The organism is Kitasatospora sp. NPDC059577 (genome assembly GCF_042735475.1).
Classification (GTDB): domain Bacteria; phylum Actinomycetota; class Actinomycetes; order Streptomycetales; family Streptomycetaceae; genus Kitasatospora.
The window spans coordinates 79281-104798 of record NZ_JBHWBZ010000009.1 but is presented as its reverse complement, the minus strand read 5'-3'; the positions used below and the strand labels follow the sequence as shown (position 1 = coordinate 104798).

25 protein-coding genes and 1 tRNA gene are annotated in these 25518 nt (G+C 72.4%); 21 read left to right on the top strand and 5 right to left on the bottom strand.

The features are described 5' to 3' along the window. Nucleotides 1-578 precede the first annotated feature (578 nt). Nucleotides 579-1868, bottom strand: coding sequence for a PTS transporter subunit EIIC (locus ACFV0O_RS11130; protein ID WP_360253377.1), 1290 nt, complete (start codon nt 1866-1868; stop codon nt 579-581). Nucleotides 1869-2277: 409 nt separating this feature from the next. Here ACFV0O_RS11130 and ACFV0O_RS11125 point away from each other — a divergent pair, with 409 nt between their 5' ends. The 4 genes from ACFV0O_RS11125 to rdgB all read left to right on the top strand — a co-directional run bounded on the left by ACFV0O_RS11125 (nt 2278) and on the right by rdgB (nt 4667). Then, nucleotides 2278-2511 (top strand): glucose PTS transporter subunit EIIB, encoded by a 234-nt coding sequence (locus ACFV0O_RS11125; RefSeq protein ID WP_030060521.1) that lies wholly within the window; start codon nt 2278-2280, stop codon nt 2509-2511. Nucleotides 2512-2744: 233 nt separating this feature from the next. Then, on the top strand, nt 2745-3470 hold the full coding sequence (gene rph / locus ACFV0O_RS11120; RefSeq protein WP_360253375.1) for a ribonuclease PH: 726 nt from the start codon (nt 2745-2747) through the stop codon (nt 3468-3470). 170 nt (nt 3471-3640) lie between these two features. After that, complete coding sequence (locus tag ACFV0O_RS11115) at nt 3641-4030, top strand: hypothetical protein (protein ID WP_380339382.1); 390 nt, start codon at nt 3641-3643, stop codon at nt 4028-4030. 31 nt (nt 4031-4061) lie between these two features. Beyond that, nucleotides 4062-4667, top strand: a complete 606-nt coding sequence (rdgB, locus tag ACFV0O_RS11110) for an RdgB/HAM1 family non-canonical purine NTP pyrophosphatase (RefSeq protein WP_380339379.1) — start codon at nt 4062-4064, stop codon at nt 4665-4667. A gap of 76 nt (nt 4668-4743) precedes the next feature. Here the strand turns inward: rdgB and ACFV0O_RS11105 are convergent. Beyond that, nucleotides 4744-4829 (bottom strand) — tRNA-Leu (locus tag ACFV0O_RS11105). Nucleotides 4830-4841: 12 nt separating this feature from the next. Beyond that, the gene (locus tag ACFV0O_RS11100; protein WP_380339376.1) at nt 4842-5015 is read right to left on the bottom strand and encodes an HNH endonuclease; all 174 of its coding nucleotides are present in this window, start codon (nt 5013-5015) and stop codon (nt 4842-4844) included. Between the two features lie 524 nt (nt 5016-5539). On the opposite strand from ACFV0O_RS11100, the gene ACFV0O_RS11095 reads away from it, so the two are divergent. Continuing rightward, nucleotides 5540-7960 carry a chitinase C-terminal domain-containing protein gene (locus ACFV0O_RS11095; protein WP_380339511.1) on the top strand — a complete coding sequence of 807 codons (2421 nt, stop codon included), beginning with the start codon at nt 5540-5542 and terminating at the stop codon, nt 7958-7960. Nucleotides 7961-8052: 92 nt separating this feature from the next. On the opposite strand, the gene bcp is transcribed toward ACFV0O_RS11095, so the two are convergent. Next, nucleotides 8053-8526 (bottom strand): thioredoxin-dependent thiol peroxidase, encoded by a 474-nt coding sequence (gene bcp / locus ACFV0O_RS11090; RefSeq protein WP_380339373.1) that lies wholly within the window; start codon nt 8524-8526, stop codon nt 8053-8055. Nucleotides 8527-8698: 172 nt separating this feature from the next. Between bcp and ACFV0O_RS11085 the strand changes: the two genes are divergently transcribed. The 4 genes from ACFV0O_RS11085 (at nt 8699) to ACFV0O_RS11070 (ending at nt 11211) form a co-directional block, all read left to right on the top strand. Beyond that, entirely contained in the window at nt 8699-9040 is a 342-nt protein-coding gene (locus tag ACFV0O_RS11085; protein WP_360253340.1) for a DUF3618 domain-containing protein, read from the top strand. A gap of 224 nt (nt 9041-9264) precedes the next feature. Continuing rightward, the gene (locus ACFV0O_RS11080) at nt 9265-9567 is read left to right on the top strand and encodes a co-chaperone GroES (RefSeq protein ID WP_049655715.1); all 303 of its coding nucleotides are present in this window, start codon (nt 9265-9267) and stop codon (nt 9565-9567) included. After that, the gene (locus tag ACFV0O_RS11075) at nt 9564-9926 is read left to right on the top strand and encodes a hypothetical protein (protein ID WP_380339368.1); all 363 of its coding nucleotides are present in this window, start codon (nt 9564-9566) and stop codon (nt 9924-9926) included. Before ACFV0O_RS11080 ends, ACFV0O_RS11075 begins: the two co-directional genes overlap by 4 nt. Nucleotides 9927-10029: 103 nt before the next feature. After that, nucleotides 10030-11211 carry a winged helix DNA-binding domain-containing protein gene (locus tag ACFV0O_RS11070; protein ID WP_380339365.1) on the top strand — a complete coding sequence of 394 codons (1182 nt, stop codon included), beginning with the start codon at nt 10030-10032 and terminating at the stop codon, nt 11209-11211. Nucleotides 11212-11245: 34 nt separating this feature from the next. On the opposite strand, the gene ACFV0O_RS11065 is transcribed toward ACFV0O_RS11070, so the two are convergent. Beyond that, entirely contained in the window at nt 11246-13585 is a 2340-nt protein-coding gene (locus ACFV0O_RS11065) for a transglycosylase domain-containing protein (protein ID WP_380339362.1), read from the bottom strand. Nucleotides 13586-13886: 301 nt separating this feature from the next. Here ACFV0O_RS11065 and ACFV0O_RS11060 point away from each other — a divergent pair, with 301 nt between their 5' ends. The 12 genes from ACFV0O_RS11060 to ACFV0O_RS11005 all read left to right on the top strand — a co-directional run bounded on the left by ACFV0O_RS11060 (nt 13887) and on the right by ACFV0O_RS11005 (nt 25421). Further along, complete coding sequence (locus ACFV0O_RS11060) at nt 13887-14750, top strand: ABC transporter permease (protein ID WP_380339359.1); 864 nt, start codon at nt 13887-13889, stop codon at nt 14748-14750. Continuing rightward, the gene (locus tag ACFV0O_RS11055) at nt 14743-15633 is read left to right on the top strand and encodes an ABC transporter permease (RefSeq protein ID WP_380339356.1); all 891 of its coding nucleotides are present in this window, start codon (nt 14743-14745) and stop codon (nt 15631-15633) included. Before ACFV0O_RS11060 ends, ACFV0O_RS11055 begins: the two co-directional genes overlap by 8 nt. 26 nt (nt 15634-15659) lie before the next feature. Next, nucleotides 15660-16619, top strand: coding sequence for an ATP-binding cassette domain-containing protein (locus ACFV0O_RS11050; protein ID WP_380339354.1), 960 nt, complete (start codon nt 15660-15662; stop codon nt 16617-16619). A 286-nt stretch (nt 16620-16905) separates the two neighbouring features. Continuing rightward, nucleotides 16906-18144: a glycosyltransferase family 2 protein gene (locus ACFV0O_RS11045; protein WP_380339351.1), complete on the top strand. Its 1239-nt coding sequence runs from the start codon at nt 16906-16908 to the stop codon at nt 18142-18144. 48 nt (nt 18145-18192) lie between these two features. Beyond that, entirely contained in the window at nt 18193-19488 is a 1296-nt protein-coding gene (locus tag ACFV0O_RS11040) for a DUF445 domain-containing protein (RefSeq protein ID WP_380339349.1), read from the top strand. 117 nt (nt 19489-19605) lie between these two features. Next, nucleotides 19606-20661, top strand: coding sequence for an adenosine deaminase (locus ACFV0O_RS11035; RefSeq protein ID WP_380339507.1), 1056 nt, complete (start codon nt 19606-19608; stop codon nt 20659-20661). Between the two features lie 162 nt (nt 20662-20823). Continuing rightward, nucleotides 20824-21381: a toxin-antitoxin system HicB family antitoxin gene (locus tag ACFV0O_RS11030; protein WP_380339346.1), complete on the top strand. Its 558-nt coding sequence runs from the start codon at nt 20824-20826 to the stop codon at nt 21379-21381. Nucleotides 21382-21527: 146 nt separating this feature from the next. Further along, entirely contained in the window at nt 21528-22367 is an 840-nt protein-coding gene (locus ACFV0O_RS11025) for a DUF4097 domain-containing protein (protein ID WP_380339343.1), read from the top strand. Continuing rightward, on the top strand, nt 22367-23293 hold the full coding sequence (locus ACFV0O_RS11020) for an ATP-binding cassette domain-containing protein (RefSeq protein ID WP_380339340.1): 927 nt from the start codon (nt 22367-22369) through the stop codon (nt 23291-23293). Before ACFV0O_RS11025 ends, ACFV0O_RS11020 begins: the two co-directional genes overlap by 1 nt. After that, complete coding sequence (locus ACFV0O_RS11015; RefSeq protein ID WP_380339337.1) at nt 23290-24096, top strand: ABC transporter permease; 807 nt, start codon at nt 23290-23292, stop codon at nt 24094-24096. Before ACFV0O_RS11020 ends, ACFV0O_RS11015 begins: the two co-directional genes overlap by 4 nt. Before the next feature lie 155 nt (nt 24097-24251). Further along, entirely contained in the window at nt 24252-24839 is a 588-nt protein-coding gene (locus ACFV0O_RS11010) for a hypothetical protein (protein ID WP_380339334.1), read from the top strand. Between the two features lie 93 nt (nt 24840-24932). Beyond that, nucleotides 24933-25421: a hypothetical protein gene (locus ACFV0O_RS11005; protein WP_380339331.1), complete on the top strand. Its 489-nt coding sequence runs from the start codon at nt 24933-24935 to the stop codon at nt 25419-25421. The last annotated feature ends 97 nt before the right edge of the window (nt 25422-25518 follow it).

Here is a 25518-nt window from a genome sequence, read left to right as displayed (position 1 = left end):
GGAACGACGATCATGATTAGTGCCGGGATTGGGATTTTGGCTATTTGCGCAACAAAAGAACGGCCGCCGCCCGGCACGGCCCGCGCGGGCCGGGGGTGCGCGAACGGGAGCAGGGCGCCGCAGGTTCACCGGCGGCCCCGGTGGCGGGCGGCGCAGCGGTCGCCCCGGGCGCGGGTCCGCGCGGGCCGCGGCCCGGCAGGGGCGCCCGCGGAGGTGTCGAAGCTCACGGCTGCGGGCGGGGCGCCACCCGGCCGTGCTCGCCTATCGGGCAAACCGTGGCGATCCGACCGCCGACGCTGCGTCGATGCTCCGGAACGGGGACGGCGGTGGCGCGCTGCCGGGCGTTTCGGTGGCGCCCGATCCCCCCGCCTGGGCGGTGCCGGGCGACCCGGGGCGGCCGCGCGCGGGCCGGGCCGCCCGGCCCGTCGCGCCGCGGCGGGTGGCGCTGCGGGAAATGTCCCGGACGAATGAGGGAATTCTTTCGGCGGCCGGGCCGCAAGTCCCCCCGGGAAATGACGAAGGCCCCGGACCGGCGGGTCCGGAGGCCATTGCGGGCAGAAATCCCGAGGTACTCGGGGTCAGTCCTTGGCGACGTCCTCGACCTCGCTCTCGTCCTCCCGCCCCGGTGTTTTCAGGTCGAATTTGACGATGATGAAGCGGAAGAGCACGTAGTACACCGCCGCGAAGGCGAGGCCGATCGGGATGATCAGCCAGGGTTTGGTGGCCAGCCCCCAGTTGAGCCCGTAGTCGATCAGACCCGCCGAGAAGCTGAACCCGTCGTGCACCCCGAGGCCCCAGGTCACCGCCATCGAGGCGCCGGTCAGCAGGGCGTGCACGGCGTACAGGGCCGGGGCGAGGTAGGCGAAGGAGTACTCGATCGGCTCGGTGACACCGGTGACGAGGGAGGTGAGGCCGAGCGAGAGCATCAGGCCGTAGATCTCCTTCCGCCGGTGCGGCTTGGCCGAGTGCGCGATTGCGAGCGCGGCGGCGGGCAGCGCGAACATCATGATCGGGAAGAAGCCGGACAGGAACTGGCCGGCCGTCGGGTCGCCCCCCAGGAAACGCGGGATGTCGCCGTGCACGATCGTGCCGTCGGACTTGGTGAACTCTCCGAACTGGAACCAGACGAAGGTGTTCAGCAACTGGTGCATACCGATCAGCAGCAGCGCCCGGTTGAACACGCCGAAGAGTCCGGCGCCCCCCGCGCCGAGATCGGCCAGGTCCTGCGAGAAGTCATTGAGGCCGCGGCCGATCGGCGGCCAGATCCAGAGCGCGAGAACGGCCATCAGCATGCCGACCAGGGCGGTGATCATCGGCACCAGGCGGCGGCCGTTGAAGAAGCCCAGCCAGTCGACCAGCCGGGTGCGGTGGAACCGCACCCACAGCCAGGCCGACATCAGGCCGATCAGGATGCCGCCCAGCACCCCGGGGTTCTGGTACGTCGCGGCGGCCGCCTTCGCCGAGGTGAAGTCCACGCACTGGTCGCTCACCAGTACCGTCGGCGGCTTGCAGTGCTCCGGGAAGGCGTGCAGCACCCGGAAGTAGACGAGGAAGCCGACCACCGCCGCCAGCGCCGTCGAGCCGTCCGCCTTCTTCGCCATGCCGATCGCCACGCCGACGCAGAACAGCATCGGCAGGCCGAAGGCGGAGTCGAGCAGCGCGCCGCCGGCCGCGGCGAAGACCCTGGCGACGTCGTCCCAGCCCAGGCCGTCCTTGCCGAACACGTCCGGCTGGCCGAGGCGGTTCAGGATGCCGGCCGCCGGGAGCACCGCCACCGGCAGCTGCAGCGAACGCCCCATCTTCTGGAGGCCGCCGTAGAAGGTGTGCCACCACGTCGTCCGCGGGGCAGCGGCGCCAGCCGAACTCATCCTTCGCCTTCCGGGTGCAGTTGCCGGGCGGTGGCCCCCTGAGGGACCCTCGGTCGGGGTCCAGGAACACCCGGGGTCCTTCCTGCGTTCTCCGAAGTGCACATATATTGGTGTAGACCACTTTGGGACACTGGCCGCACTCCGGGACGCCGGCCCCGCTGATCGTCATCCTCGGGCGACGATCGGGAGGCTGCCCGCCGGAATGGGCCGAAAGTGGACTAACGTGGCAAACCGGCCCTGTGCGGGTGATGCTGGTCGCGCTGCTCGTCAGCACGACCGCAGCTGAACCCGCGTCAGCCGCCGGCACGGACCTCGCCGCTCCACGGCCGAGGAACGACCCCCCCCACAGCACAGCGCACGACGGCACCCGGCAGAGCGGCCGGCGGGCCGAGACAGAGGGAGAAATCAGATGGCCAGCAAGGCTGAGAAGATCGTCGCCGGTCTGGGCGGCATCGACAACATCGAAGAGGTCGAAGGCTGCATCACCCGCCTGCGCACCGAGGTCAAGGACGCCTCCCTGGTCGACGAGGCCGCCCTCAAGGCCGCCGGCGCCCACGGCGTCGTCAAGATGGGCACCGCGATCCAGGTCGTCATCGGCACCGACGCCGACCCCATCGCCGCCGACATCGAGGACATGATGTGAGCTGAGCCACCCGGGCTCACCGACCCCGGCCCGCCGCCCCGCCCAGGGGAACGGCGGGCCGCGGCACGTCACGGCACACCTGCGAAACGGCACACCTGCGTCACGGCGCACCGCGTCGCGGCAGGTGACGTGACGGCAGGCGACGTGACCGCACGCGACGTGACGGCAGCCGCGCCCGGGCACGGGCCGAGCCGTATCCGAACCGCCGAGCCGAGCCACTACGCTCAGTGCCTATGTCACGCATCGACGGCCGCACCCCCGACCAGCTCCGCCCCATCACCATCGAACGGGGCTGGAGCAAGCACGCCGAAGGCTCCGTCCTCATCTCCTACGGCGACACCAAGGTGCTGTGCACCGCCAGCGTCACCGAAGGCGTCCCCCGCTGGCGCAAGGGCAGCGGCGAAGGCTGGGTCACCGCCGAGTACTCCATGCTCCCGCGCGCCACCAACACCCGCGGCGACCGCGAGGCCGTCAAGGGCCGCATCGGCGGCCGCACCCACGAGATCAGCCGGCTCATCGGCCGCTCGCTGCGCGCCGTCGTCGACCACCGCGCCCTCGCCGAGAACACCATCGTCCTCGACTGCGACGTCCTCCAGGCCGACGGCGGCACCCGCACCGCCGCCATCACCGGCGCCTACGTCGCCCTCGTCGACGCCGTCGCCTGGGCCCGCGACAAGAAGCTCCTGCGCGCCAAGGGCCAGCCCATCACCGGCGGCGTCAGCGCCGTCAGCGTCGGCATCATCGACGGCACCCCCATGCTCGACCTCCAGTACGAGGAGGACGTGCGCGCCGAGACCGACATGAACATCGTCTGCACCTCCGACGGCCGCTTCGTCGAGGTCCAGGGCACCGCCGAGGGCGCACCCTTCGACCGCGCCCTGCTCGACCGGCTGCTCGACCTCGGCAGCCTCGGCTGCGCCGAGCTCGACGAGATCCAGCGCAAGGCCCTCGAAGGCTGAACCGGCGCGGGCCCCGCAGCCGTGACACAGGACGGACGCCCCGCCGTACGGCCTGCTGTACAGCCCGGGCCCGGAGACCGTACGGTTCCCGCAGCAGCCCCGCTGCGGGAACCGCGCACCCCCCGGCGCGCGTCCCCCACCACGGAACCCGCGCCCCACAGGAGGACCGGATGCCGTCGAGCATCGCCCGCCCCACCGCCCTCGCCGTGGCCGGACTCATCGCGATCCTCCCGCTCAGCATGGTGAGCTGCTCCGCCGCCCAGAAGGCCATCGACTGCGGCAACACCGCCGTGAAGATCACCGGCGACATCGCCGACGTCACCAAGGCCTACGACAACGCCAGCAACGACTCGGCCGCCGCCGGGAAGGCCCTCCAGAAGCTCAAGGGCGACCTCGACCAGGTCGGCAGGAACTCCAAGAACACCGACGTCGCCAAGGCCGTGACCGACCTCCGGAAGCAGGTCGAGAACGTGCAGCGGGCCGCCGACAGGAACGAGGTCCCCGACCTCAAGCCGCTCGGCGACGCGGCCGGCAACCTCACCACGGTGTGCACCGGCTGACGGCCCGGCAACGCTCGGTAGGGTGAGCGATATGTCCACCCGCCTGATCCTCGCCACCCGCAACCAGCACAAGGTCGCCGAACTCCGCGCGATCCTCACCGACGCCGGCCTGGACGTCGAACTCGTCGGCGCCGACGCCTACCCCGAGATCCCGGACGTCCCCGAAACCGGCGTCACCTTCGCGGAGAACGCCCTGCTCAAGGCCCACGCCCTGGCCCGCGCCACCGGCCTGCCCGCCGTCGCCGACGACTCCGGCCTCTGCGTCGACGTCCTCAACGGCGCACCCGGTATCTTCTCCGCCCGCTGGGCCGGCAAGCACGGCGACGACCGCGCCAACCTCGACCTGCTGCTCGCCCAGCTCTCCGACATCGCCGAGCCGCACCGCGGCGCCCACTTCTTCTGCGCCGCCGCCCTCGCCCTCCCCGACGGCACCGAACGCGTCGTCGAGGGCCGCCTCCTCGGCACCCTGCGCACCACCCCGGCCGGCGGCGGCGGATTCGGCTACGACCCGATCCTCCAGCCCCTCGGCGAGACCCGCACCTGCGCCGAGCTCACCCCGGACGAGAAGAATGCCATCAGCCACCGCGGCCAGGCCTTCCGCGCCCTCGCCCCGGTCGTCAAGGACCTGATCGCCTGACGGGTCGTCCGTCGAATGTCGAAGGCCCGCCTCGGGAAGCTTCCCGGGGCGGACCTTCGATTCTCAGGTGTAAGACTGGTGCGGCCTGAGGGATTCGAACCCTCACGGGGTTTCCCCCACCGGATCCTAAGTCCGGCGCGGCTGCCGTTACGCCAAGGCCGCATGGCCTCCAGTCTAGGGCTTTGCCGCAGGTGAGAACACCGAGAATTGGTGCGACGCCCCGCGCCTGTTCTTGTTCCGCCCGCAGTACGTGTCGGTGACGGAATGGCAGTTCGGGCAGAGCAGTCGGAGGTTGCCCGGCCGGTTGTCCGACCAGTCGCCGTTGACGTGGTCGACTTCCAACGTCATCGGGCGTCCCCGCCACTCGGGGCCGGTGCCGCAGTCCTCGCACAGTTCCGGGCGGCCTAGTAGAGCGCTGCGAGCATCTCGTCGAGCGAGGTGGCGGTGGCTGCCGTGGTGGCGAGCAGTTCGCGGGTGTACTTGACCGGCATGGATGTCCCCCCTGTGGGCCGATGAAGCCCCCTCCCCGGTCGGTCAACGAGCGGTGTCGGGGTTCGGTTACGGGTGGTGGCGGGTTTCGGCCACCGGCTGACTGGTTGCCGAGGGGTTCCGACCTGTGATGTTTGGCTTTTGATTACCAATTGGTACAGACCTATTGACCTATGTGGTTCAGACCACATAGCTTCTGCGCCAATTGCAATCCCCCACGTGCGTGCTCCCCCACGGGCATGCGCCGACACTCTCTCCTGGAGGACCGAGTGTTGATCCGAAACACCGCGGAGCGGCGTCCCACCGCCGCTCGGCACCGCAGGAGTCCGGCGGCAAGGGCGGGCGTGGCCTCGTTGGCGGCCGCCTCGCTGGCCGGGCTGCTGATGGCGACGCTGGGCGCGGCGCCCTCGCAGGCGTCGGCGGCCGTCGACAACGCGGCCTGTCGGCCGGACGGGCTGTACCAGACCCCCGGGGTCGACGTCCCGTACTGCTCCGTCTACGACACCGGCGGGCGCGAGAAGATGGGTGCGGACCACCAGCGCCGCATCATCGGTTACTTCACCGGCTGGCGTACCGGCAAGAACGGCGACCAGCCGTACCTGGTGAGCGACGTCCCCTGGGACAAGGTCACCCACCTCAACTACGCCTTCGGGCACGTCGGCGGCGACAACAAGCTGTCGGTCGGCACGGACGGCCCGACCAACGAGGCGACCGGGATCTCCTTCCCGGGCGTGCCCGGTGCCGAGCTGGACCCGACGCTCCCTTACAAGGGTCATTTCAACCTGCTGACGAAGTTCAAGAAGCAGTACCCGAACGTCAAGACCATGATCTCGGTGGGCGGTTGGACCGAGACCGGCGGCTACTTCGGGGACGACGGCAAGCGGGTGAACTCCGGCGGCTTCTACTCGATGACCGTGAACCCGGACGGCAGCGTCAACCAGGCGGGCATCGACACCTTCGCGGCCTCGTCGGTCGACTTCATCCGCACGTACGGCTTCAACGGCGTCGACGTCGACTACGAGTACCCGACCTCGATGAAGGACGCCGGCAACCCGCTGGACTGGCAGCTCGCCAACTCCAAGCGCGGTTCGCTGGCCAAGGGCTACGCGGCGCTGATGAAGACGCTGCGGGAGAACCTGGACCGGGCCGGTGCCGCCGACGGCAGGCACTACCTGCTGTCGGTCGCGGCCCCGTCGTCCGGCTACCTGCTGCGCGGCATGGAGACCTTCCAGGTGGCGCAGTACCTGGACTACGTCAACATCATGTCGTACGACCTGCACGGGGCCTGGAACAAGTACGTCGGCCCGAACGCCTCGCTGTACGACGACGGCAAGGACGGCGAGCTGGCGGCGGCGAACGTCTACGGCACCGGGCAGTACGGCGGCATCGGGTACCTGAACGCCGACTGGTCGTACCACTACTTCCGGGGTGCGATGCCGGGCGGCCGGATCAATGTCGGCCTGCCGTACTACACCCGCGGCTTCAAGAACGTGCAGGGCGGGACCAACGGCCTCTGGGGCACGGCCTCGGCGACCACCTGCCCGGTCGGCTCCGGACTGACGGCCTGCGGTGACGGCGCGGTCGGCATCGACAACATCTGGAACGACAAGGACGACGCGGGCAAGGAGTCCCCGGCCGGGTCGAACCCGATGTGGCACGCCAAGAACCTGGAGAAGGGCATCCTGCCCGACTACCTCGCCAAGTACGGCGTGACGGACACCGCGCTGCAGGGCACCTACGCCCGCAACTACAGTTCCGCCCTGGTGGCGCCGTGGCTGTGGAACGACACCAAGAAGGTGTTCCTCTCGACCGAGGACGAGCAGTCGGTGGGTGCCAAGGCGGACTACATCGTGAACCAGGGCGCCGGCGGCGCGATGATTTGGGAGCTCGCGGGCGACTACAAGTGGGACGCCGCGGCGAACGGCGGCAAGGGCGAGTACGTGCCCGGTTCGACGCTGACCTCGCTGATGTACGACAAGTTCAAGTCGGCGGCCCCGTACGGCGCGACCCGTTCGACGGTGGCGCTGCCGCAGCAGACCCTGGCGATCGACGTGTCGTTCACCAACTTCGCGCTGGGCGACTCGAACTATCCGATCAACCCGAAGCTGCACATCGTCAACAACTCGACCCTGACCCTGCCGGGCGGCACCGAGTTCCAGTTCGACTACGGCAACTCGGCCCCGGGCAACGCCAAGGACCAGTCCGGCTTCGGGCTGCAGGTGATCAGGCAGGACAACCCGGGCCCGGGCAACGTGGGCGGCCTGAAGGGCACTTACAACCGGGTGTCGGTCAAGCTGCCGGCGTGGCAGTCGCTGGCGCCGGGTGCGTCGGTCGACATGGACTTCGTCTACTACCTGCCGGTGTCCACGCCGTCGAACTGGACGGTCAACGTGGGTGGCACGCCGTACGGCATCAAGGGGGACCTGACCCGGGGCGCGGCGGACGGCGGTACGACCCCGCCGACCACCCCGCCGACGACGCCTCCGACGACGCCTCCGACCACTCCGCCGACGACGCCTCCCACCACCCCGCCCACCACTCCGCCGACGACGCCTCCCACCACCCCGCCCACCACTCCGCCGACGACGCCTCCCACCACCCCGCCCACCACTCCGCCGACGACGCCGCCGACCACGCCGGCCGGTTGCGCGGGTGCGCCGGGCTGGGACGCGGGCACCACCTACGCGGCCCCGACCAAGGTCTCGTGGAAGGGCCACTACTACCAGAACAAGTGGTGGACCAAGGGCGACGACCCCGCGGCGAGCGGCGCGTGGGGAGTCTGGAGCGACCTCGGGGCCTGCTGAACCGACAGCGGTCCGTGAGGTGAAGGACGGCGGTGGCGGCGCACCCGGTCGGGGGGTGTGCCGCCACCGCTCCGTTCCCGGTGGTGAGGGGCTCAGGCCTCGATCTTGAGGTCGCGCAGCAGCTTGGCGACGTGGCCGGTGGCCTTGACGTTGTAGAGCGCGCGCTCGACCTTGCCCTGCTCGTCGACGATGATCGTGGAGCGGATCACGCCCTGGTAGGTGCGGCCGTAGTTCTGCTTCTCGCCGTAGGCGCCGTACGCCTCCAGGACCTTGTTGTCCGGGTCGGAGAGCAGGGTGACCTTGAGGTGCTCGGTCTCGCGGAACGTGCCGAGCTTCTCCGGCTGGTCGGGCGAGATGCCGATGACGTCGTAGCCGGCGCCCGCGAAGACCTCCAGGTTGTCGGTGAAGTCGCAGGCCTGCTTGGTGCAGCCGGGGGTGAGCGCCTTGGGGTAGAAGTAGACGACGACCTTGCGGCCCGCGTGGTCGGCGAGGGACACCTGGTTGCCGTCGGCGTCGGACAGGCTGAAGGCGGGCGCGGTGTCGCCGGGCTGGAGACGCTCAGTCATGGGTGGACTCTCCTGGTGCGTGCTGCTGTGACGGGCGGTCGTACCACGGCAAACCTACCTCCGATGGTGGGTGGGGCCGCGCGGCCGTTCCCGGCAGCTGACACACTGGGTCAGCGCACGGATCGCAACGGATCGCACAGATCGACATCGGCAAGTGAATGGGGTGGCCCGAGTGGGCGAGGCGAGCACGCAGGACAAGTCGGCGCGGACGACCGCCCAGATCGAGGCGGACATCGAGAGCGCGCGCGGCCGGTTGGCGGCGACCCTGGACGAGCTGGCCGTACGCGTTCACCCGAGCACGATCTCCGCCCAGGTCAAGGCCAAGGCGGCGGCCGCCGTCGAGGAGCGGGCCGGGCGGGCGTACGTGGCCGCGAGCGGCATGGTGGACAAGGTGAAGGCGCAGTTCGTGGACGAGAAGGGGCAGCCGCGCCGGGAGCGGATCGTGCCGGCCGCGCTGGTCGGTGTGGGTCTGGTGCTGCTGGTCGCCTCGTCGCGCAAGCGTCGCAAGGACTGACCGTTCACGGACGCGGACGCGGGTGAGGGCCGGGCGCGGTGCGTGCCCGGCCTTCCGCGTGCCCGGCCTTCCCGGCGCGCGGCCTTCCTCATGCCGGGCCAGGGTCACGCTCCGCGCCCGGGAGCGGTACCTTCGGGACCGTGAGTACGAACGACGAGACCCGCTCCGACCACCAGCACGAGGTCGCCCGGCACGACCGGCTGGGCGAGAAGCTGCCGATCCGGATGCTGCACGACCGGGTGCTGGTGCGCATCGAGGGCGGCGAGGGCGAGCGCCGCTCGACCGGCGGCATCCTGATCCCGGCGACGGCCGAGCTGTCCAAGCGCTGCACCTGGGCCGAGGCGGTCGCGGTGGGCCAGAGCGTGCGCTCGGTGGAGCCGGGCGACCGGGTGCTGTACGACCCGGAGGACAAGTTGGAGGTGGAGGTCCGCGGCGCCACCTACGTGCTGCTGCGCGAGCGCGACCTGCACGCGGTCGCGGCGACCCGCTTCGGTGACACGGAGGGCTCGACCGGGTTGTACCTGTGAGCGCGCGGCGCCTGCGGTACTTCTTCGAGGCGGGGGTCGTCGGTACGGCGCTGTGGCCGGACGACGTGGAGAGCCCGTACGGCTACCCGGCCGAGCTGGACCGGTTGCCGCTCGGCGCGGCCCTGCGGGCGGAGCTGGACGAGTTGTCGGAGCGGTTCCAGTCCTCGCTCGACTGGGACGACCCGGGCGGTCCGTCGCCGTGGGGGCCGGAGGAGGAGGCGCGCTTCGCGGTGCGCGCCGTGGCGGCGCTGGAGGCGGTGCGCCGGGAGCTCGGCCCGGAGTGGACGGTCGTGGACCGGTTCCGGCCGGCCCGACCGGTCAGGCCGACCCGACCGGTCAGGCAGACCCGACCGGTCTGACCGGTCTGACCGGCAGGGTGTGCGGGCCGTCGGCGGGCCCGGTGGCGGCGGCGGTTGCGGGCGTCGGTCCGGATTCGTCGGTGGCGGGCGTTAGGGTCCGGCCATGACGAGGAGTGGGCCGCTGATCGGTGACGGGGAACGTCGGGCCAGGCTGGGGCGGCGGCAGCTGTTGGCGCCCCCGGCGCGCGCGGTGCGGGTGGAGGACGTGGCCGACGCGGTGGTCGGGCTGCACGCGACGGACGCGGCCACGGTGTACCTGTCGGCGTGCGCGCGGCTGGCCGAGCCGGCGGCGGCCGAGGTGGACCGGGCGCTGTACGAGGACGTCTCGCTGGTGAAGCTGCTGTCGATGCGGCGGACGATCTTCGCGGTGACGGAGGGCTTCGCCCCGTACGTGAGTGCGGCGGCGGCGCGGGCGATCGCGGCGAAGGAGCGGGCGACGCTGCTCAAGCACCTGCGGGACCACGCCGAGGGTTGGGACGAGCAGCGGCTGGCCGCGACCGAGCGGGAGGTGCTGGCCGCGCTGGCGCTGCGCGGCGAGGCGACGACCAAGGAACTCGGCGACGACGTACCGCAGTTGCGCGAGACGATGCTGATGTCGGCGGGCAAGGCGTACGAGGCGAAGCAGAGCGTGGGCAGCCGTCTGCTGCGGCTGTTGGCCTCGGACGGGCACGTGCGGCGCTGCCGTCCGCGCGGCTCGTGGTTGAGCAGCAGCTACCCGTGGGCGCTGGTGCCGCAGTGGCCGGACGTGCCGGTGCGGGAGGCGAAGGCGGAGGTGGTGCGTCGTTGGCTGGCCGCGTACGGTCCGGGGACGGTCGAGGACGTGAAGTGGTGGACGGGCTGGACGCTGGGGGACGTCCGGGCGGCGCTGGCGGACGTCGGTGCGCAGGGCGTGGGCCTGGCTGGCGGTGCGGCGGGGCTGGTGCTGCCGGGTGACGACGGCCCGGTGGAGGAGCCGGAGCCGTGGGCGGCGCTGCTGCCCGCCCTGGATCCGGCGGTGATGGGCTGGCGTGGGCGGGACTGGTACCTGCGGCCGGAGGACGTGCCGGCGCTGTTCGACCGGGCGGGCAACGCCGGGCCGACGGTGTGGTGGTGCGGCGAGGTGGTGGGCGGTTGGGCGCAGCGTGCCGACGGCGAGTTGGTGTGGCGGTTGTTCCGGGACGTCGGTGCGGAGGCGGGGAGGGCGGTCGCGGCGGAGGCGGAGCGGTTGGCGGGGTGGCTGGGCGGGGTGCGGGTGACGCCGCGGTTCCGGACGCCGGTGGAGCGGGAGTTGGTGGCGGGGCGGTAGTCCGGGCCGTTCCAGGGCCGGTGGCCCGGGGCGTTCAGGGGGTGGGTGTCGCCGCCGGGTGGGTGGCGGGGCCGCCGGTGGCGGTGGGCGGGTCGGTGGGCCGGGGCGGCCGGGTCTGGGTGGGCCGGGGGGCGGGGCTGGGCTGGTCCTGGGTGGCCGTGGGCTGGGGGGCCTGCGGGGTGGGGGTGGTCGGGCCGGGGGCGGGTTCGCCGGTGGCGGCGGGGGCGCTGGGTGCGTGGGTGGGGGTTCCGCCGGGTGTGCGGGTGGCGCCGGTGGTCGGGCCGACGGGGGCCGGGGTGGTGCCGGCGGCGGGGGAGGTGGTGCTGGTGGTGGGCCAGGGGCCGGGGCTGAAGCCGGGGCCGGGGTCGTCGTGGCCGGTCTGCAGGTCGAACTGCTGGGTGGGGGTGCCGCCGAGGGCGGCGGTCATGTAGGCGGTCCAGATCTTGGTGGGGATGGCGCCGCCGTTGATCCGGGTGAGTCCGGCGGTGCCGGCCAGTGGTTCCTTGGCGTGGGTCTTCGGGTTCTCCCGGAACAGGCCGACGGTGGTGGTGAGTTCGGGGGTGTAGCCGGCGAACCAGGCGGAGAGGTTGGAGTCGGTGGTGCCGGTCTTGCCGGCGGTGGGGCGGCCGAGGTCGAGGGCGGCGGCGCCGGTGCCGCGGGGGCTGACGACGTCGCGCAGGACGTCGGTGACGGAGTCGGCGATGCCGCGGCCGATGGCGTCGGTGGGGTTGTGGTCGGGCGTCTTGGGGACGTCGACGGCGCCGCCGGGGTTGACGCGTTCGAGTTTGAGGACGGACCACGGGGTGTGGGCCTGGCCGTGGTTGGCGAGGGTGGCGTAGGTGCCGGCGAGGTCGAGGGCGCTGGGGGTGGCGGTGCCGAGGGTCATGGAGGTGTTGGCCGGGTCCATGCCGCGGACGGTGTCGGGGATGCCGAGTTTGACGGCGGTGTCCCGGACGCGGGCGAGTCCGGCGTCGACGCCCTCCTGCGCGTAGACGGAGTTGACGGACTTCACCATGGCGTAGCGCAGGGTGATGTTGCCGTAGTCGACGTCGTCCTCGTTGGGCGGTGCGTAGGGGGTGGGGCCGCCGGTGACGGGGCGTTCGCTGGTGCCGTCGTAGTGGGTCTCGGTGGTGATGGGGTGGCCGTCGAGGGTGTGCTGCGCGATGAGGCCGGCGGCGAGGTCGATCGGTTTGAAGGTGGAGCCGATCTGGTTGTCCTGGCGCAGGGCGTCGTTGTAGGGCTGTTTGGCGTAGTCGGGGCCGCCGTAGACGGCGAGGACGCGGCCGGTGGCGGGTTCGACGGAGGCGCCGGCGACCCGGACGTCGGTGTCGGTGGTGGGGCGGGCCCTGGGGTCGAGTTCGTCGGTGAGTTCGTCCTGGACGGCTTTGACGAAGGCGTCCTGCTTGGGCTTGTCGAAGGTGGTGGTGATGCGCCAGCCGCCGGCTTTGAGGGTGGCGGCGTCGATGGTGCCGGAGGAGATGAGGTAGTCGTCGGCGACGCCGACCAGGTAGCCGGCCTGTCCGGCGAGGCCGGTGGCGGGCTGGGGGTCGATCGGGTCGGGGAAGGTGGCGGCGGTGCGGTCGGCGGTGGTGAGGAAGCCGAGCTGGACCATGCCGTCGAGGGTGTAGTTCCAGCGGGCGACGGCCTTCTCGCGGTTGGCGGGGGTGGCGGTCTTGACGTCGTAGAGGCTGGGGGCCTGGAGGAGGGAGGCGAGGTAGGCGCTCTGGGGGAGGGTGAGTCCGGAGACGTCGACGCCGTAGTAGGCGTGGGCGGCGCTCTGGATGCCGTAGGCGCCGCGGCCGTAGTAGCTGCTGTTGAGGTATCCGGCGAGGATGTCCTTCTTGTCGCGCTGCTGGTCGACCTTGAGGGCGATGAGGAGTTCGCGGCCCTTGCGTTCGATGGTCTGGCTCTGGGTCAGGTAGTAGTTCTTGACGTACTGCTGGGTGATGGTGGAGCCGCCCTGCATGCCCTTGCCGAGGAGGGTGTTCCAGCCGGCGCGGACCATGCCCTTCAGGTCGATGCCGCGGTTCTGGTAGAAGGTGCGGTCCTCGGCGGAGACGACGGCCTGCTGGGTGTGCAGCGGGATCCGGTCGATGGTGACGTCGGTGCGGTTGACGGCGCCGGTGCGGGCGATCTCGGTGGTGCCGTCGGCGTAGAGGTAGATGTTGTTCTGGGCGACGGCGTGGGCGTTGGGGTCGGGCACCGGGACGATGACGTAGAGCACGGCGAAGCCGCCGACGGCGAGCAGGAGCGCGGTGGTGAGCGTGCCGAGGGTGACCCGCCAGGTGGGCAGGAGCCGGCGCCAGAGCGGGAGGGCGCGGCGGGCCTCGCGGCGGGCGGCCCGTTTGGCCTGGCGTCGGGTGCTCAAGGTCATGGCGAGATTATGTGCTATTTGACGTCCGGTCAGCGGCGGTTGGGCGTTTGACGTGCGCGGTTGGGTGCTTCGGGCGCCGTCCCGGGTGTGCGGGCGGGTGGGTCGTTGCGGCTGTCGGAAAACCGGGTGCGGGCGGTGGGGGCCGGAGGTACGGTGAAAGATGCGAACTTCATAGCGCGCCCGTTTCGGCAGCTCCGTCGGTCCGGCCCGGTACCCCCGGGTGCGGCCGGTCGGAGCCGTTGGGGCGTGTGCGGACGCGTGCGGACGCTCCTCTGCCCGTATTTGTCGACAAGGAGACAATATGCTGAACGCTGCCCCCGCCGAGGCGCGGCCCCCCGATCCCGGGGCGGCCCTCGCCGCCTCCCTCGGGCTGTACGCCGCCGTCGCCCGCGGCGCCTTCCGCCGCTACTCCACCTACCGGGCCGCCACCCTGGCCGGAACCTTCACCAACACCGTCTTCGGCATCATCCTCGCCTCCTCCTTCCTCGCCCTCTGGCAGGCCCGGCCGGGCCTCGGCGGCTACGACCAGAGCCAGGCCGTCACCTACATCTGGGTCAGCCAGGGCCTGCTGGTCACCGTCGCCGTGTGGGGCGGCGGCTTCCAGGACGACGTCCAGGACCGGTTCCGCAGCGGGGACATCGCCGTCGACCTCTACCGACCGGTCGACTTCCAGGGCTGGTGGCTGGCCACCGACCTCGGCCGGGCCGCCTTCCAGCTGCTGATCCGCGGCACCGTGCCGATGCTGGTCGGCGCGCTGGTGTTCCGCACCCGGATGCCCGAACAGCCGCTGACCTGGGCGTTCTTCCTGCTCTCCGTGCTCCTCGCGGTGGTGGTCAGCTTCGGGCTGCGCTTCCTGGTCTCGATCACCGGCTTCTGGCTGCACGACTCGGAGGGCGTGCGCTCGGTGATGCTGGTCGTCTCGATGTTCTTCTCCGGGATGCTGCTGCCGATCGCGCTGTTCCCCGGGTGGCTCGGCGACCTCGGCCGGGTGCTGCCCTGGGCCGCCCTGGTCAAGGTGCCGACGGACGTCTTCCTGGAACGCGCGAACGGCAGCGGGCTGCTCGGGGCGTTCGGATTCCAGCTCGCCTGGGCGGCCGCGCTGCTCGCCGCCGGGCGCGGCGCACAGTGGCTGGCGACCCGCCGGGTGGTGGTCCAGGGTGGCTGAGCACCTCGTGGCCGGGCACCGCACCGCCGCGGACCCCGACGGCGGAGGGCCGTTCGTGCGGGAGCGCCTCGGCCCCCGCACCGCGTGGGCGGTCCGCTCCTGGTGGCTCTGCGCCCGGATGTGGATGCGCTCGATGATGGCCTACCGGGCCTCCTTCGCGCTGAACCTGCTGGCCAGCCTGGTCACCCACTCCCTCGACTTCGTCGTGCTGGTGATCATGTTCCGGCACACCGACCGGCTGGGCGGCTGGACCCTGCCGGAGATCGCCTTCCTCTACGCCACCGCGACCTTCTCCCTCGGCGTCGCCAACCTGCTGGTCGGCTCGGCCGACGGCCTCGGCGTACGGATCGTCAACGGATCGCTGGACACCATGCTGATCCGCCCCGCGCCCGCGCTCTCCCAGCTGTGCGCCGAACGCTTCTCGCTGCGCAGACTGGGCCGGCCGCTGCAGGCCCTGGTGGTGCTGACCTGGTCGCTGGCCGCCCTGGACGTGCACTGGACCTGGGACCGGGTGCTGCTGGTGCCCGTCCTGCTGGTCTGCGGCAGCGTCATCTTCGGAGCGATCTACATCGGCGGTGCCACCGTCCAGTTCTGGTGGGGCGAGTCCAAGGAGATCCAGAACTCCTTCACCTACGGCGGCGCGACCCTGCTGCACTACCCGCCGACCATCTTCGCCAAGGAACTGGTCGCCGGGGCGGTCTTCGGCGTCCCGCTGGCCTTCGTCAACTGGCTGCCCGCCCTGCACATCCTCGGCCGGCCCGACCCGCTCGGCCTGCCCACCGCCTTCCAGTACGCCTCCCCGGTCGCCGCCGCCCTCTGCGTCGCCGTCGCCGGGCTCGCCTGGCGGGCCGGGCTGCGCGCCTACCGGGGCACCGGCAGCTGACCACCCCCTCACGGTAAGGAACGCCCATGGCACTGATCGAACTAGAGGACGTCCGCCGCAACTTCACCGTGCGGGCCCGGACCGGCCGGTTCAGCCGGACCAAGCGCGAGGTGCGCGCCGTGGACGGACTCGGCTTCACCGTCGACGCCGGCGAGTGCGTCGGCTACATCGGGCCCAACGGGGCCGGCAAGTCCACCACCATCAAGATGCTCACCGGCATCCTCGTCCCCAGCTCCGGACGGCTGCGCGTCGCCGGGGTCGACCCGGCCCGCGAACGCGTGGCGCTGGCCCGCCGGATCGGCGTCGTCTTCGGGCAGCGCACCACCCTCTGGTGGGACCTGCCGCTGCGCGACTCCTTCGAACTCGCCCGCCGGATCTACCGCATCCCCGACCGGCGGTACCGCGAGAACCTCGACCGCTGCGTCGAACTGCTCGACCTGGGCGGCCTTTTGGACACCCCGGTCCGGCAGCTCTCGCTCGGCCAGCGGATGCGCGGCGACCTCGCGGCCGCGCTGCTGCACGACCCGCAGGTGCTCTACCTCGACGAGCCGACCATCGGCCTGGACGTGGTCAGCAAGGCCAAGGTGCGGGAGTTCCTGCGCGAGGTCAACCGCGACCGGGGCACCACGGTGCTGCTCACCACCCACGACCTGACCGACATCGAGCAGCTCTGCGACCGGGTCATGGTGATCGACCACGGCCGGCTGGTCTACGACGGCGGGCTGGACGGCCTGCACGCCACCGGGCGCAGCGAACGGACGCTGGTCGTGGACCTCGCCGACGCCCGGCCGGCGATCGAGGTGGCGGGGGCCCGGGTGGTGAAGGTCGAGGGGCCGCGCCAGTGGCTGGCCTTCCCGGCGCAGCAGAGCGCCGCGCCGATCGTGGCGGCGGTCGCGGAGCGGTACCCGCTGGTGGACCTGTCGGTGCGCGAGCCGGCGATCGAGGACGTGATCGCCCGGATGTACGCGGAGGTCGCGATCGGCTGAGCGGGGCGGGCGGGCCGGGCCGGTCGTCGTGCGTCCGTGCCGTCCGTGCGTCCGTGCCGGCCGGTCGTCGTGCGTCCGTGCCGTCCGTGCCGTCCGTGCGTCCGTGCCGGCCGGTCGTCGTGCGTCCGTGCCGTCCGGACCGGCCGGTCGTCGTACGGACGTGCGGCGGCCGGGAGCGCGTTCCGGTCCCCGTCGCCGGTGCGGGTGACGGTCGTGACCCCGTGCTTCCGGCCCGAGTTGACCGGTCGCCGCGCGCAGAGACCAGGACCCGGAGGCCCGCCGCCCGATGACCGTGCCCGACGGGACCGTGGTGGTCGCGGTCCGTGACGCCATGCCGTACCTCACCGCCTGGCTGGACCCGCTGGTCGGGCGGGCGCCGGGGCGGCTGGAGGTGGTGGCCGTGGACGACGGCTCCACGGACGGCGGCGGCGAGCTGCTGGACGAGTACGCGGCCCGCCACCCCGGGCTGTTCCGGGTGGTGCACCGGCCCGGCCCGGACGGACCGGCGGGCCCGGTCGGCCGCGGTGCGGCGCCGGGCCGCGGTCGCTACGTGCTGTTCCTCGGCGCGGACGACCGGCTCGGCGGGGAGGCGCTGGAGCGGCTGGTCGCGGCCGCCGACGCCTGGGGTTCGGACGTGGTGGTGCCCGGACGGGCCGGGGCGGACGGGCGGCCGGTGCCGCGGGGGAGCTTCCCCGGCGGCGCGGGGCCGGTGGGCTCCGCCGACCCGGCGCCGGCGTGGGCACCGGTCTGGGCGCCGGCCGGCACCGAGCTGTTCCGGCTGGACCTCGTCCGGCGCCACGGGCCGCGCCGCGACGAGGGGCTGACGGTCCTCTCGGACCGGCCGTTCACCCAGGAGGCCTTCCTGCGGGCGGGCAGGGTGTCCGTCCTCGCCGACGCCGACTGCTCCTTCCTGGTGCCGCGCGAGGACCGGGGCGGCGTCACCGGGCCGGCCGGGGCGCCGGACCGGCTGCGCGGGATCGCCGCGCTCCGGCAGGCGGCCGCCGAACTCGCCGCACCCGGCGCGGAGTCGGACGCCGTCCGGGCCCGCAGCTTCGCCCGGGACGTGCCGCGCGTGCTGCAGGAGGGCTTCCTGCTGCTGGACCACGGGCTGCAGGAGCGGGTGTGCGTCGAGGTCGACCGGCTGGTGGAGCGGTTCGGGGCGCGCGAGGTGTACCACCGGCTGCCGGTCGCCGCCCGGGTGCGGATCGAACTCGCGGCCGTCGTCGGGCCGGAGGCGTTGCGCGACCAGATCCGCTACGAGGCCGCGCACGGCGAGCCGCCGGTGGTCGTGGACGGGCGGCGGCACTACGCGGCCTTCCCGGCGTTCCGGGACGCCCGGCTCGGCCTGCCGGACGAGTTGTTCCTGTTGCGGGAGGAGCCGGCGGCCGAGGCGGTCCCCCCGCGGTTCGGCCTGGCGCGGCAGCTGTGGCGCGGGGTGGTGCCGGCGCGGCTGCGGCGCCGGCTGTGGCGCCACCCGCTGCGGCGGGCGCTTCGGGGAGCGGGGCGCAGACCTGGGGGCGCGTGATCGCGGGGCACGCCCCCGTCCGCGCCGGGCAACGGGCAGACTGGCGGGGTGAGTGACGATGCCTTCAGCGGGACCGGCCCCGGGGTCCGGTTCACCGCGGCCGACGAGCAGAAGAGACACGGCGTCCGCCGGATGAAGACCATCGCGACCGGCCTGCTGGCCTTCGCGACCCTGGTCTTCGTCCTCTCCACCTGGGCGAAGGCGGCCGGCGCGGGCGCCTGGGCCGGGTACGTGGCGGCCGCCGCCGAGGCGGGCATGGTGGGTGCGCTGGCCGACTGGTTCGCGGTGACCGCGCTGTTCCGCCGCCCCTTCGGACTGCCGATCCCGCACACCGCGATCATCCCGACCAAGAAGGACGCCTTCGGCCGCTCGCTCGGCGAGTTCGTCGGCGAGAACTTCCTCTCCGGGCACGTGGTGCGCGGGCGCCTCGCGGCGCTCCGCATCGGCCGCCGGCTGGGGGAGTGGCTGGCCGCGCCGGGCAGCGCCGAGCGGGTCACCAAGGAGGCCTCGGCGGCGCTGCGCGGCCTGCTCGCGGTGCTCCGCGACGACGACGTGCGGGCGGTCGTCGCCGAGGCGGTGACCCGGCGGGCGGCCGCCACCTCGGTGGCCGAGCCGATGGGCCGGATGCTCGGCAAGGTGGTCGCCGACGGCGGGCACCACGGCGTGGTGGACCTGGTCGCCGTCCGGGCGCACGACTGGCTGACCGAGAACCACGAGGACGTGGTGCAGAAGGTCACCCAGAAGACCCCGGGCTGGACTCCCAAATTCATCGACAACCAGGTCGGCGAGCGGGTCTACAAGGAACTGCTGCGCTTCGTCGCCGACATCCGGGACGACCAGGACCACCCGGCCCGCGGCGCGATCGACAACTTCCTCGCCGACTTCGCGACCGAGCTGCAGACCGACCCGGAGACCATCGCCCGGGTCGAGCGGGCCAAGGGCGAACTGCTGGCCCGCCCCGAGGTGCAGGACCTGATCAACTCCACCTGGGCGGCCGTGCGCACCCTGGTGATGGGCGCGGCCGAGGACGAGGACAGCGAACTGCGCCGGCGCATCCGCGAGGGCGTGCGCCGCTTCGGCGAGCGCCTGGCCACCGACACCAAGCTGCAGGCCAAGGTGGACGGCTGGCTGCAGGACGCCGCGCAGTACCTGGTCGAGACCTACCGGGCCGAGATCACCTCGCTGATCTCCGACACGGTGGCGGGCTGGGACGCCGACGAGGCCTCCCGCAAGATCGAGGCCAACGTCGGCCGCGACCTGCAGTTCATCCGGATCAACGGCACCGTGGTCGGTGCCCTGGCCGGACTGCTGATCCACACCGCGGCGGTCGCGCTCGGCGGCTGACCGTCCGACCGGGCCCGCCGGCTTGGGCCTATCCTGGGCCGGTGTCCGCGATACGCGCGTAGAAGACACGGAGAAGGAAAGAAGGGAACCACCGTGGTCCAGCCGGACGGAAGTCGGATCGGAAACCCCACCGGAAGCACCGGTAGCAGCGGCGGCATCGAGGCGTTCATCGCCGGGATGCCCAAGGCGGAACTGCACGTCCACCACGTCGGCTCGGCCTCGCCGCGCGTCGTCGCCGAACTGGCCGCCCGGCACGCCGGGCAGTCCAAGGTGCCGACCGACCCGGCCGCGCTCGCCGAGTACTTCACCTTCACCGACTTCGCGCACTTCATCGACGTCTACCTGAGCGTCGTGGACCTGGTCCGGGACGCCGAGGACGTCCGGGCGCTCACCTACGGCGTGGCCGAGGACATGGCGCGCCAGAACATCCGGTACGCCGAGCTGACCATCACCCCGTACTCCTCGGTCAAGCGCGGCATCCCGGACGTCGCCTTCATGGAGGCGATCGAGGACGCCCGGCTGCGCGCCGAGAAGGAGCTCGGCGTCGTGCTGCGCTGGTGCTTCGACATCCCCGGCGAGGCCGGCCTGGAGTCGGCCGAGGTGACCGCCCGGCTGGCCACCGAGCTGGCCCCCGAGGGCCTGGTCAGCTTCGGCCTGGGCGGCCCGGAGATCGGCGTGCCGCGCCCGCAGTTCAAGCCGTACTTCGACCGGGCGCGGGCGGCCGGCCTGCGCAGCGTCCCGCACGCGGGCGAGACCACCGGGCCGGAGACGGTCTGGGACGCGATCCGGGTGCTCGGCGCCGAGCGCATCGGGCACGGCACCCAGGCGGTCAAGGACCCGGCGCTGATCGACCACCTGGGCGAGCACCGGATCCCGCTGGAGGTCTGCCCGACCTCCAACATCGCCACCCGGGCCGTGGAGCGGATCGAGGACCACCCGATCCGGCAGATGGTGGACGCGGGGCTGCTGGTCACGATCAACAGCGACGACCCGCCGATGTTCGGCACCGACCTCAACACCGAGTACGCGGTGGCGGCGCGGCTGCTGGGGCTGGACGAGACCGGGGTGGCGGCGCTGGCCCGCAACGCGGTCGAGGCCTCCTTCCTGGACCCGGCCGGCAAGGCGCGGCTGTCCGGCGAGATCGACGCCTACCTGGCGGGCTGGAAGGCCTGACGCCACCCGCTCGCGCCCGTTCTCGGACCGCCCCGTCGACCCCGGTCGGCGGGGCGGTCCGCGTTCCGGCGCCGGGGCGCGCCAGCGGTGGTGCCACGGGTGGCGCCAGAATGGTGCCAATAAATCCTCGACATGGCGCCACTGTCGTGCCATGCTTGAGCCATGGACCTCACGCCGTACGTCGAAAACCTCCGGAACGAACTCGCGGTGGCCGCCGCCGCCGGTGGGGACGAAGCCCGTGCGCTGGCCGACCGGCTGACGCTCCCGCTGGAGTCGGCCGTACGGCTCACGCTGCTCAACGCGCTGTCGGCCGCCATGGGCGAGGTCACCCGCGACCTCGCCCCGGGTTCGGTGGATGTGCGCCTGCGCGGGCTCGACCCGGAGTTCGTCGTGACCGCGCCGCCCGGCTCCGACGGCTTCCACGGGGACGCGCCGGTCGTGGTGCCACCGGCCCCGGTCGTGGTGCCACCGGTGGTGCCGGTGGCGCCGGAGTCGGACGAGAGCGGCACGGCCCGGATCAACCTGCGCCTGCCCGCCAACCTCAAGATCCGGGCGGAGGAGGCTGCCGGACAGGAAGGCCTCTCCCTCAACGCCTGGCTGGCCCGGGCCGTCGCCGGCGCGCTGGAGGCGGGCCGTCCGGTCGCCCTCCCGGTCGCCGACCCGGGCGCCCGCACCCCGCGCAGTATCGGCGGCCAGGGCTTCACCGGCTGGGTCCACTGACGCTCCCGCGCCACCGACGGCCCGCTCCACCCGTAGGACCCGTAGCACCCGCAACAGCCCGAACGTTCCACAGCCTTCGCACCTTCGACGTCACCCCCGCTCCGACCAGCGGGAACACCCACACGAGCCAAGAGGACGGGACAGCCATGCCTACGTACGAGACCGACGGACCGATCTCCGCCGCCTTCGACTTCGAGATCGGCGCACTGTGGATCACCGCCGGCAAGCGCACCGACGCCGTGGTCGAGGTGCGGCCCGCGAACGCGGCCAGGGAGGCCGACGTCAAGGCCGCCGAGCTGACCCAGGTCGACTTCTCCGGCGGTCGGCTCACCGTCAAGGGGCCGAAGCAGCGCACCGTGTTCTCCAGCAAGAAGGGGTCGATCGAGGTCCTGGTCGAGCTGCCGGCCGGCTCCCAGGTGCACGCCGACTCCCCGATGGCGGACTTCGTCGCCGAGGGCCCGCTCGGCGACTGCCGGCTGAAGACCTCCATGGGCCGGATCCAGGTCGACCGGGCCGACAGCGTGCGACTCAAGACCGACATGGGCGACATCCGGCTCGGCGCGGTCGCGGGGGACGCCGAGGTGTCCGGCTCCGGCCGGATCGAGATCGGCACCGTCGGCGGCGCGCTGACGGTCAAGAACAGCAACGGCGACACCGAGATCGACGAGGTGCACGGCGAGCTGACCGCCAACGCCTCCAACGGCCGGATCCACGTCGGCCTCGCCGGGGCGGACGTGGACGCCAAGTCGGCCAACGGCCACCTCCGGGTCGGCCGGGTGGTCCGGGGCAAGGTCACCCTGCGGACCGGTGTCGGGGACGTGGAGGTCGGCATCGCGGAGGGCACGGCGGCCTGGCTCGACGTGCACAGCAAGTTCGGCGGCGTCCGCAACTCCCTCGGCGAGACCGACGGCCCGGGCGGCGCCCGGGAGACCGTCGAGGTCCGCGGCAGCACCCAGGTCGGCAGCATCATCGTCCGGAGGGCCTGATGACCGCGATCTCGGCGACCGGACTCACCAAGTCCTACGGCGACAAGGCGGTGCTCGCGGGCATCGACCTGCAGATCCCCGCCGGCACCGTGTTCGCCCTGCTCGGGCCGAACGGCGCCGGCAAGACCACCACCGTGCAGATCCTCTCCACCCTGATCCCGGCGGACGGCGGCACGGCCCGGGTGGCCGGCCACGACGTGGTCCGCGAAGCCGACGGGGTGCGGAAGGCGATCGGGGTCACCGGCCAGTTCTCGGCGGTGGACAACCTGCTCACCGCCGAGGAGAACCTGCTGCTGATGGCCGACCTCAACCACCTCCGCCGTCGGGAGGGGCGGAGGCGGGCCGAGGAACTGCTGCACCGCTTCGACCTCGCCGGGGCCGCGCGCACGCCCGTCACCACCTTCTCCGGCGGCATGCGGCGCAAGCTCGACCTGGCGATGACGCTGGTCGGCGACCCGGAAGTGATCTTCCTCGACGAGCCGACCACCGGACTGGACCCGCGCAGCCGCCGCACCATGTGGGAGATCATCCGGGGCCTGGTCGCCGACCAGGGCGTGACGGTCCTCCTCACCACCCAGTACCTGGACGAGGCCGATCAGCTCGCCGACCGGATCGCCGTCCTGGACGGCGGCCGGATCGTCGCCGAGGGCACCGCCGAGGAGCTGAAGCGGATCGTCCCCGGCGGGCTGATCCGGCTCCGGTTCGCCGACGCCGCCCAACTGGGCGCCGCCGCCGGCCTGTTCGACTACGCCGCCGTCGACACCGAGGCGCTGCGGCTGGACATCCCGGGGGACAACTCCGTCATCACGGTGAAGGCCGTCCTCGACGCGCTCGACAACGCCTCCGTGCGGGCCGAGTCGCTGGTCGTGGAGACGGCCGACCTGGACGACGTGTTCCTCACTCTGACCGGGGAGGGCGTGCGATGAGCGCGACCACGAGTGTGACCATCAGCGCGACCACGAACGCGACCATGAGCCACGCGGTCCGCGACTCGCTGACCATGCTGCGGCGCAACCTCAAGCGTGCGCAGCGGTACCCGGCGATGACCTTCTCGGTCGTGGTGATGCCGGTGATGATGCTGGCGCTCTTCAACTACGCCTTCGGCGGGGCGCTGGGGCTCGGCATCGGCGGCGGCAGCTACATCGACTACGTGACGCCGGGGATCGTGCTGATGACGGCGACGGCCGGGTCCGTCGCCACGGCGGTCGGTGTCTGCGTCGACATGACCGAGGGGATCGTCAACCGGTTCCGGACGATGGCGATATCGCGGTCGGCGTTCCTCGCCGGCCACGTGATCGGCAGTGTGATCCAGACCGTGATCGCGCTGGTGCTGGTGACGGGCGCGGCCTTCGCGATGGGCTTCCGGTCGCACGCGGGCCCGGTGGAGTGGCTCGCGGCCGCAGGGCTGCTGCTGTTCGTCACGCTGGCGCTGACCTGGATATCGGCAGGCATCGGGCTGGTCTCGAAGACGCCGGAGAGCGCCAGCAACACGCCGCTGCCGCTGACCTTCCTGCCCTTCATCGGCAGCGCCATCGTCCCGCCCGACTCCATGCCGACGGCCCTGCGCTGGTTCGCCGAGTACCAGCCCTTCACGCCCGTCATCGAGACCCTGCGCGGTCTGCTGATGGGCACCGCGATCGGCACCAGCGCGTGGAGCGCCCTCGCCTGGTGCACCGGTCTGACGCTGCTCGGCTACTTCTGGTCGCGGAGCGTCTTCCACCGGCGGTGACGGGGGTACGGCCGGTGGACGCGGCCCGGGTGACGGAACCCCCGTCACCCGGGCCGTAGGGCTCGTCGTCGACCACCCGCCCGCGGGAGTTCGGCGCCGGGCCCGGGGGTGTGCCCGTAGTAAAGTCCGGGCAAAAGTTCACCCAGGGGGAGTACATGGCGGCGGCTGCGTGGCACAGACGGATCGAATGGTGGTTCAGGGGCGCCGCGTTGGTCGCGTTCCTGGCCTACCTGCCGGGCCACCTGGCCTCCCGCTCGGGTGGTCTGGTGGAGGTCGAGCGCTGGCTGAACCACCCCGTCCTGCTGCTCGGGACGGCAGCGGTGATGCTCATGGTCTCGATGCTGGTCCGGTTCGAGTTCCGCGAGAGGTGGGCGCAACTCGGCTGCGCCGCCGTCCTGTCGCCGCTCATCGTGGTCGCGGTGGTGATCGGGGCCGTCACGTACTTCCTGGGCGGTGACGGCCGGCTGGTCGAGCGCAAGCCCGACCCGAGCCGCCCCGAGCACGTCCTGATCATCACCGACGTGGCGTTCTCCATCGACCCGATCTACCGGGTGGAGCTGCTGACCGGCAGTGGCTGGACGGCCCGCCACTGGGACCTGGGCACCTGGGACGAGGGCGACGGCTTCCGCAGGGCCGAGTGGTCCGGGCCGGACCGGATCACGGTGACCACGGAGCACGAGGCCAGGGTCTACCGCGTCAACGGCGACGGCCGGCTGAGCGGGCCGGAGGTCACGCCCCGCTAGGCAGGGTCCGTCTGCCCGTCTGCCCGGCGTCCGTCGGCCCGTCGGCGGGCACCGGGGGTGGGTTGTCGGCGGGCGGCGCTATCGTCACCGGCCATGGGATTCTCCGGGGCCTTCGTGGTGGCGCGCTCTGCGCGGTCGTTGACCGAACTGACGTCGGTCCGGCTGGACGAGGTGCTGCCCGAGTGGGAGGCCGAAGGCGCCGGGGCCGACGACTGGCGGATCCTGCAGACCGGCGGCCCGGTCGACACGGCGACCGGGATCGTGGCCGAGACCGGGGCCCCGGTGCTCGTGATGCACGTCCACGACAGCGACTTCGTCCTCGCGCAGGCCTGGGGGCCGGGTGGCCTGAGCTGGCACAGCACCTTCCCCCGGGAGATGGCCCTGGACTACGAGGTGCCCGAGAAGTGGATCACTGAGCCCGATGAGATCGCGCCCCGCGCGGCCGCCTGGGCGGAGGGCGCCGGGCTGCGGCCCGACCAGGCCGCGGTGCTGGCCGTGCTGGAGCAGGGGAGTGAGCTGCTCGCCGAGGACCTGGCGCTGGACCTCACCCGCGCACTGGGCTTCGGATTCCCGAAGGGGTAGACCCGGGGGCGCCCAGGGGGCGCCCCGCGCCCCGGGGGGGCCGGGGGCGGGCCCCCGGGGGGGCCACCCCGGGGGTGGCACCGACCCAACCACCGAG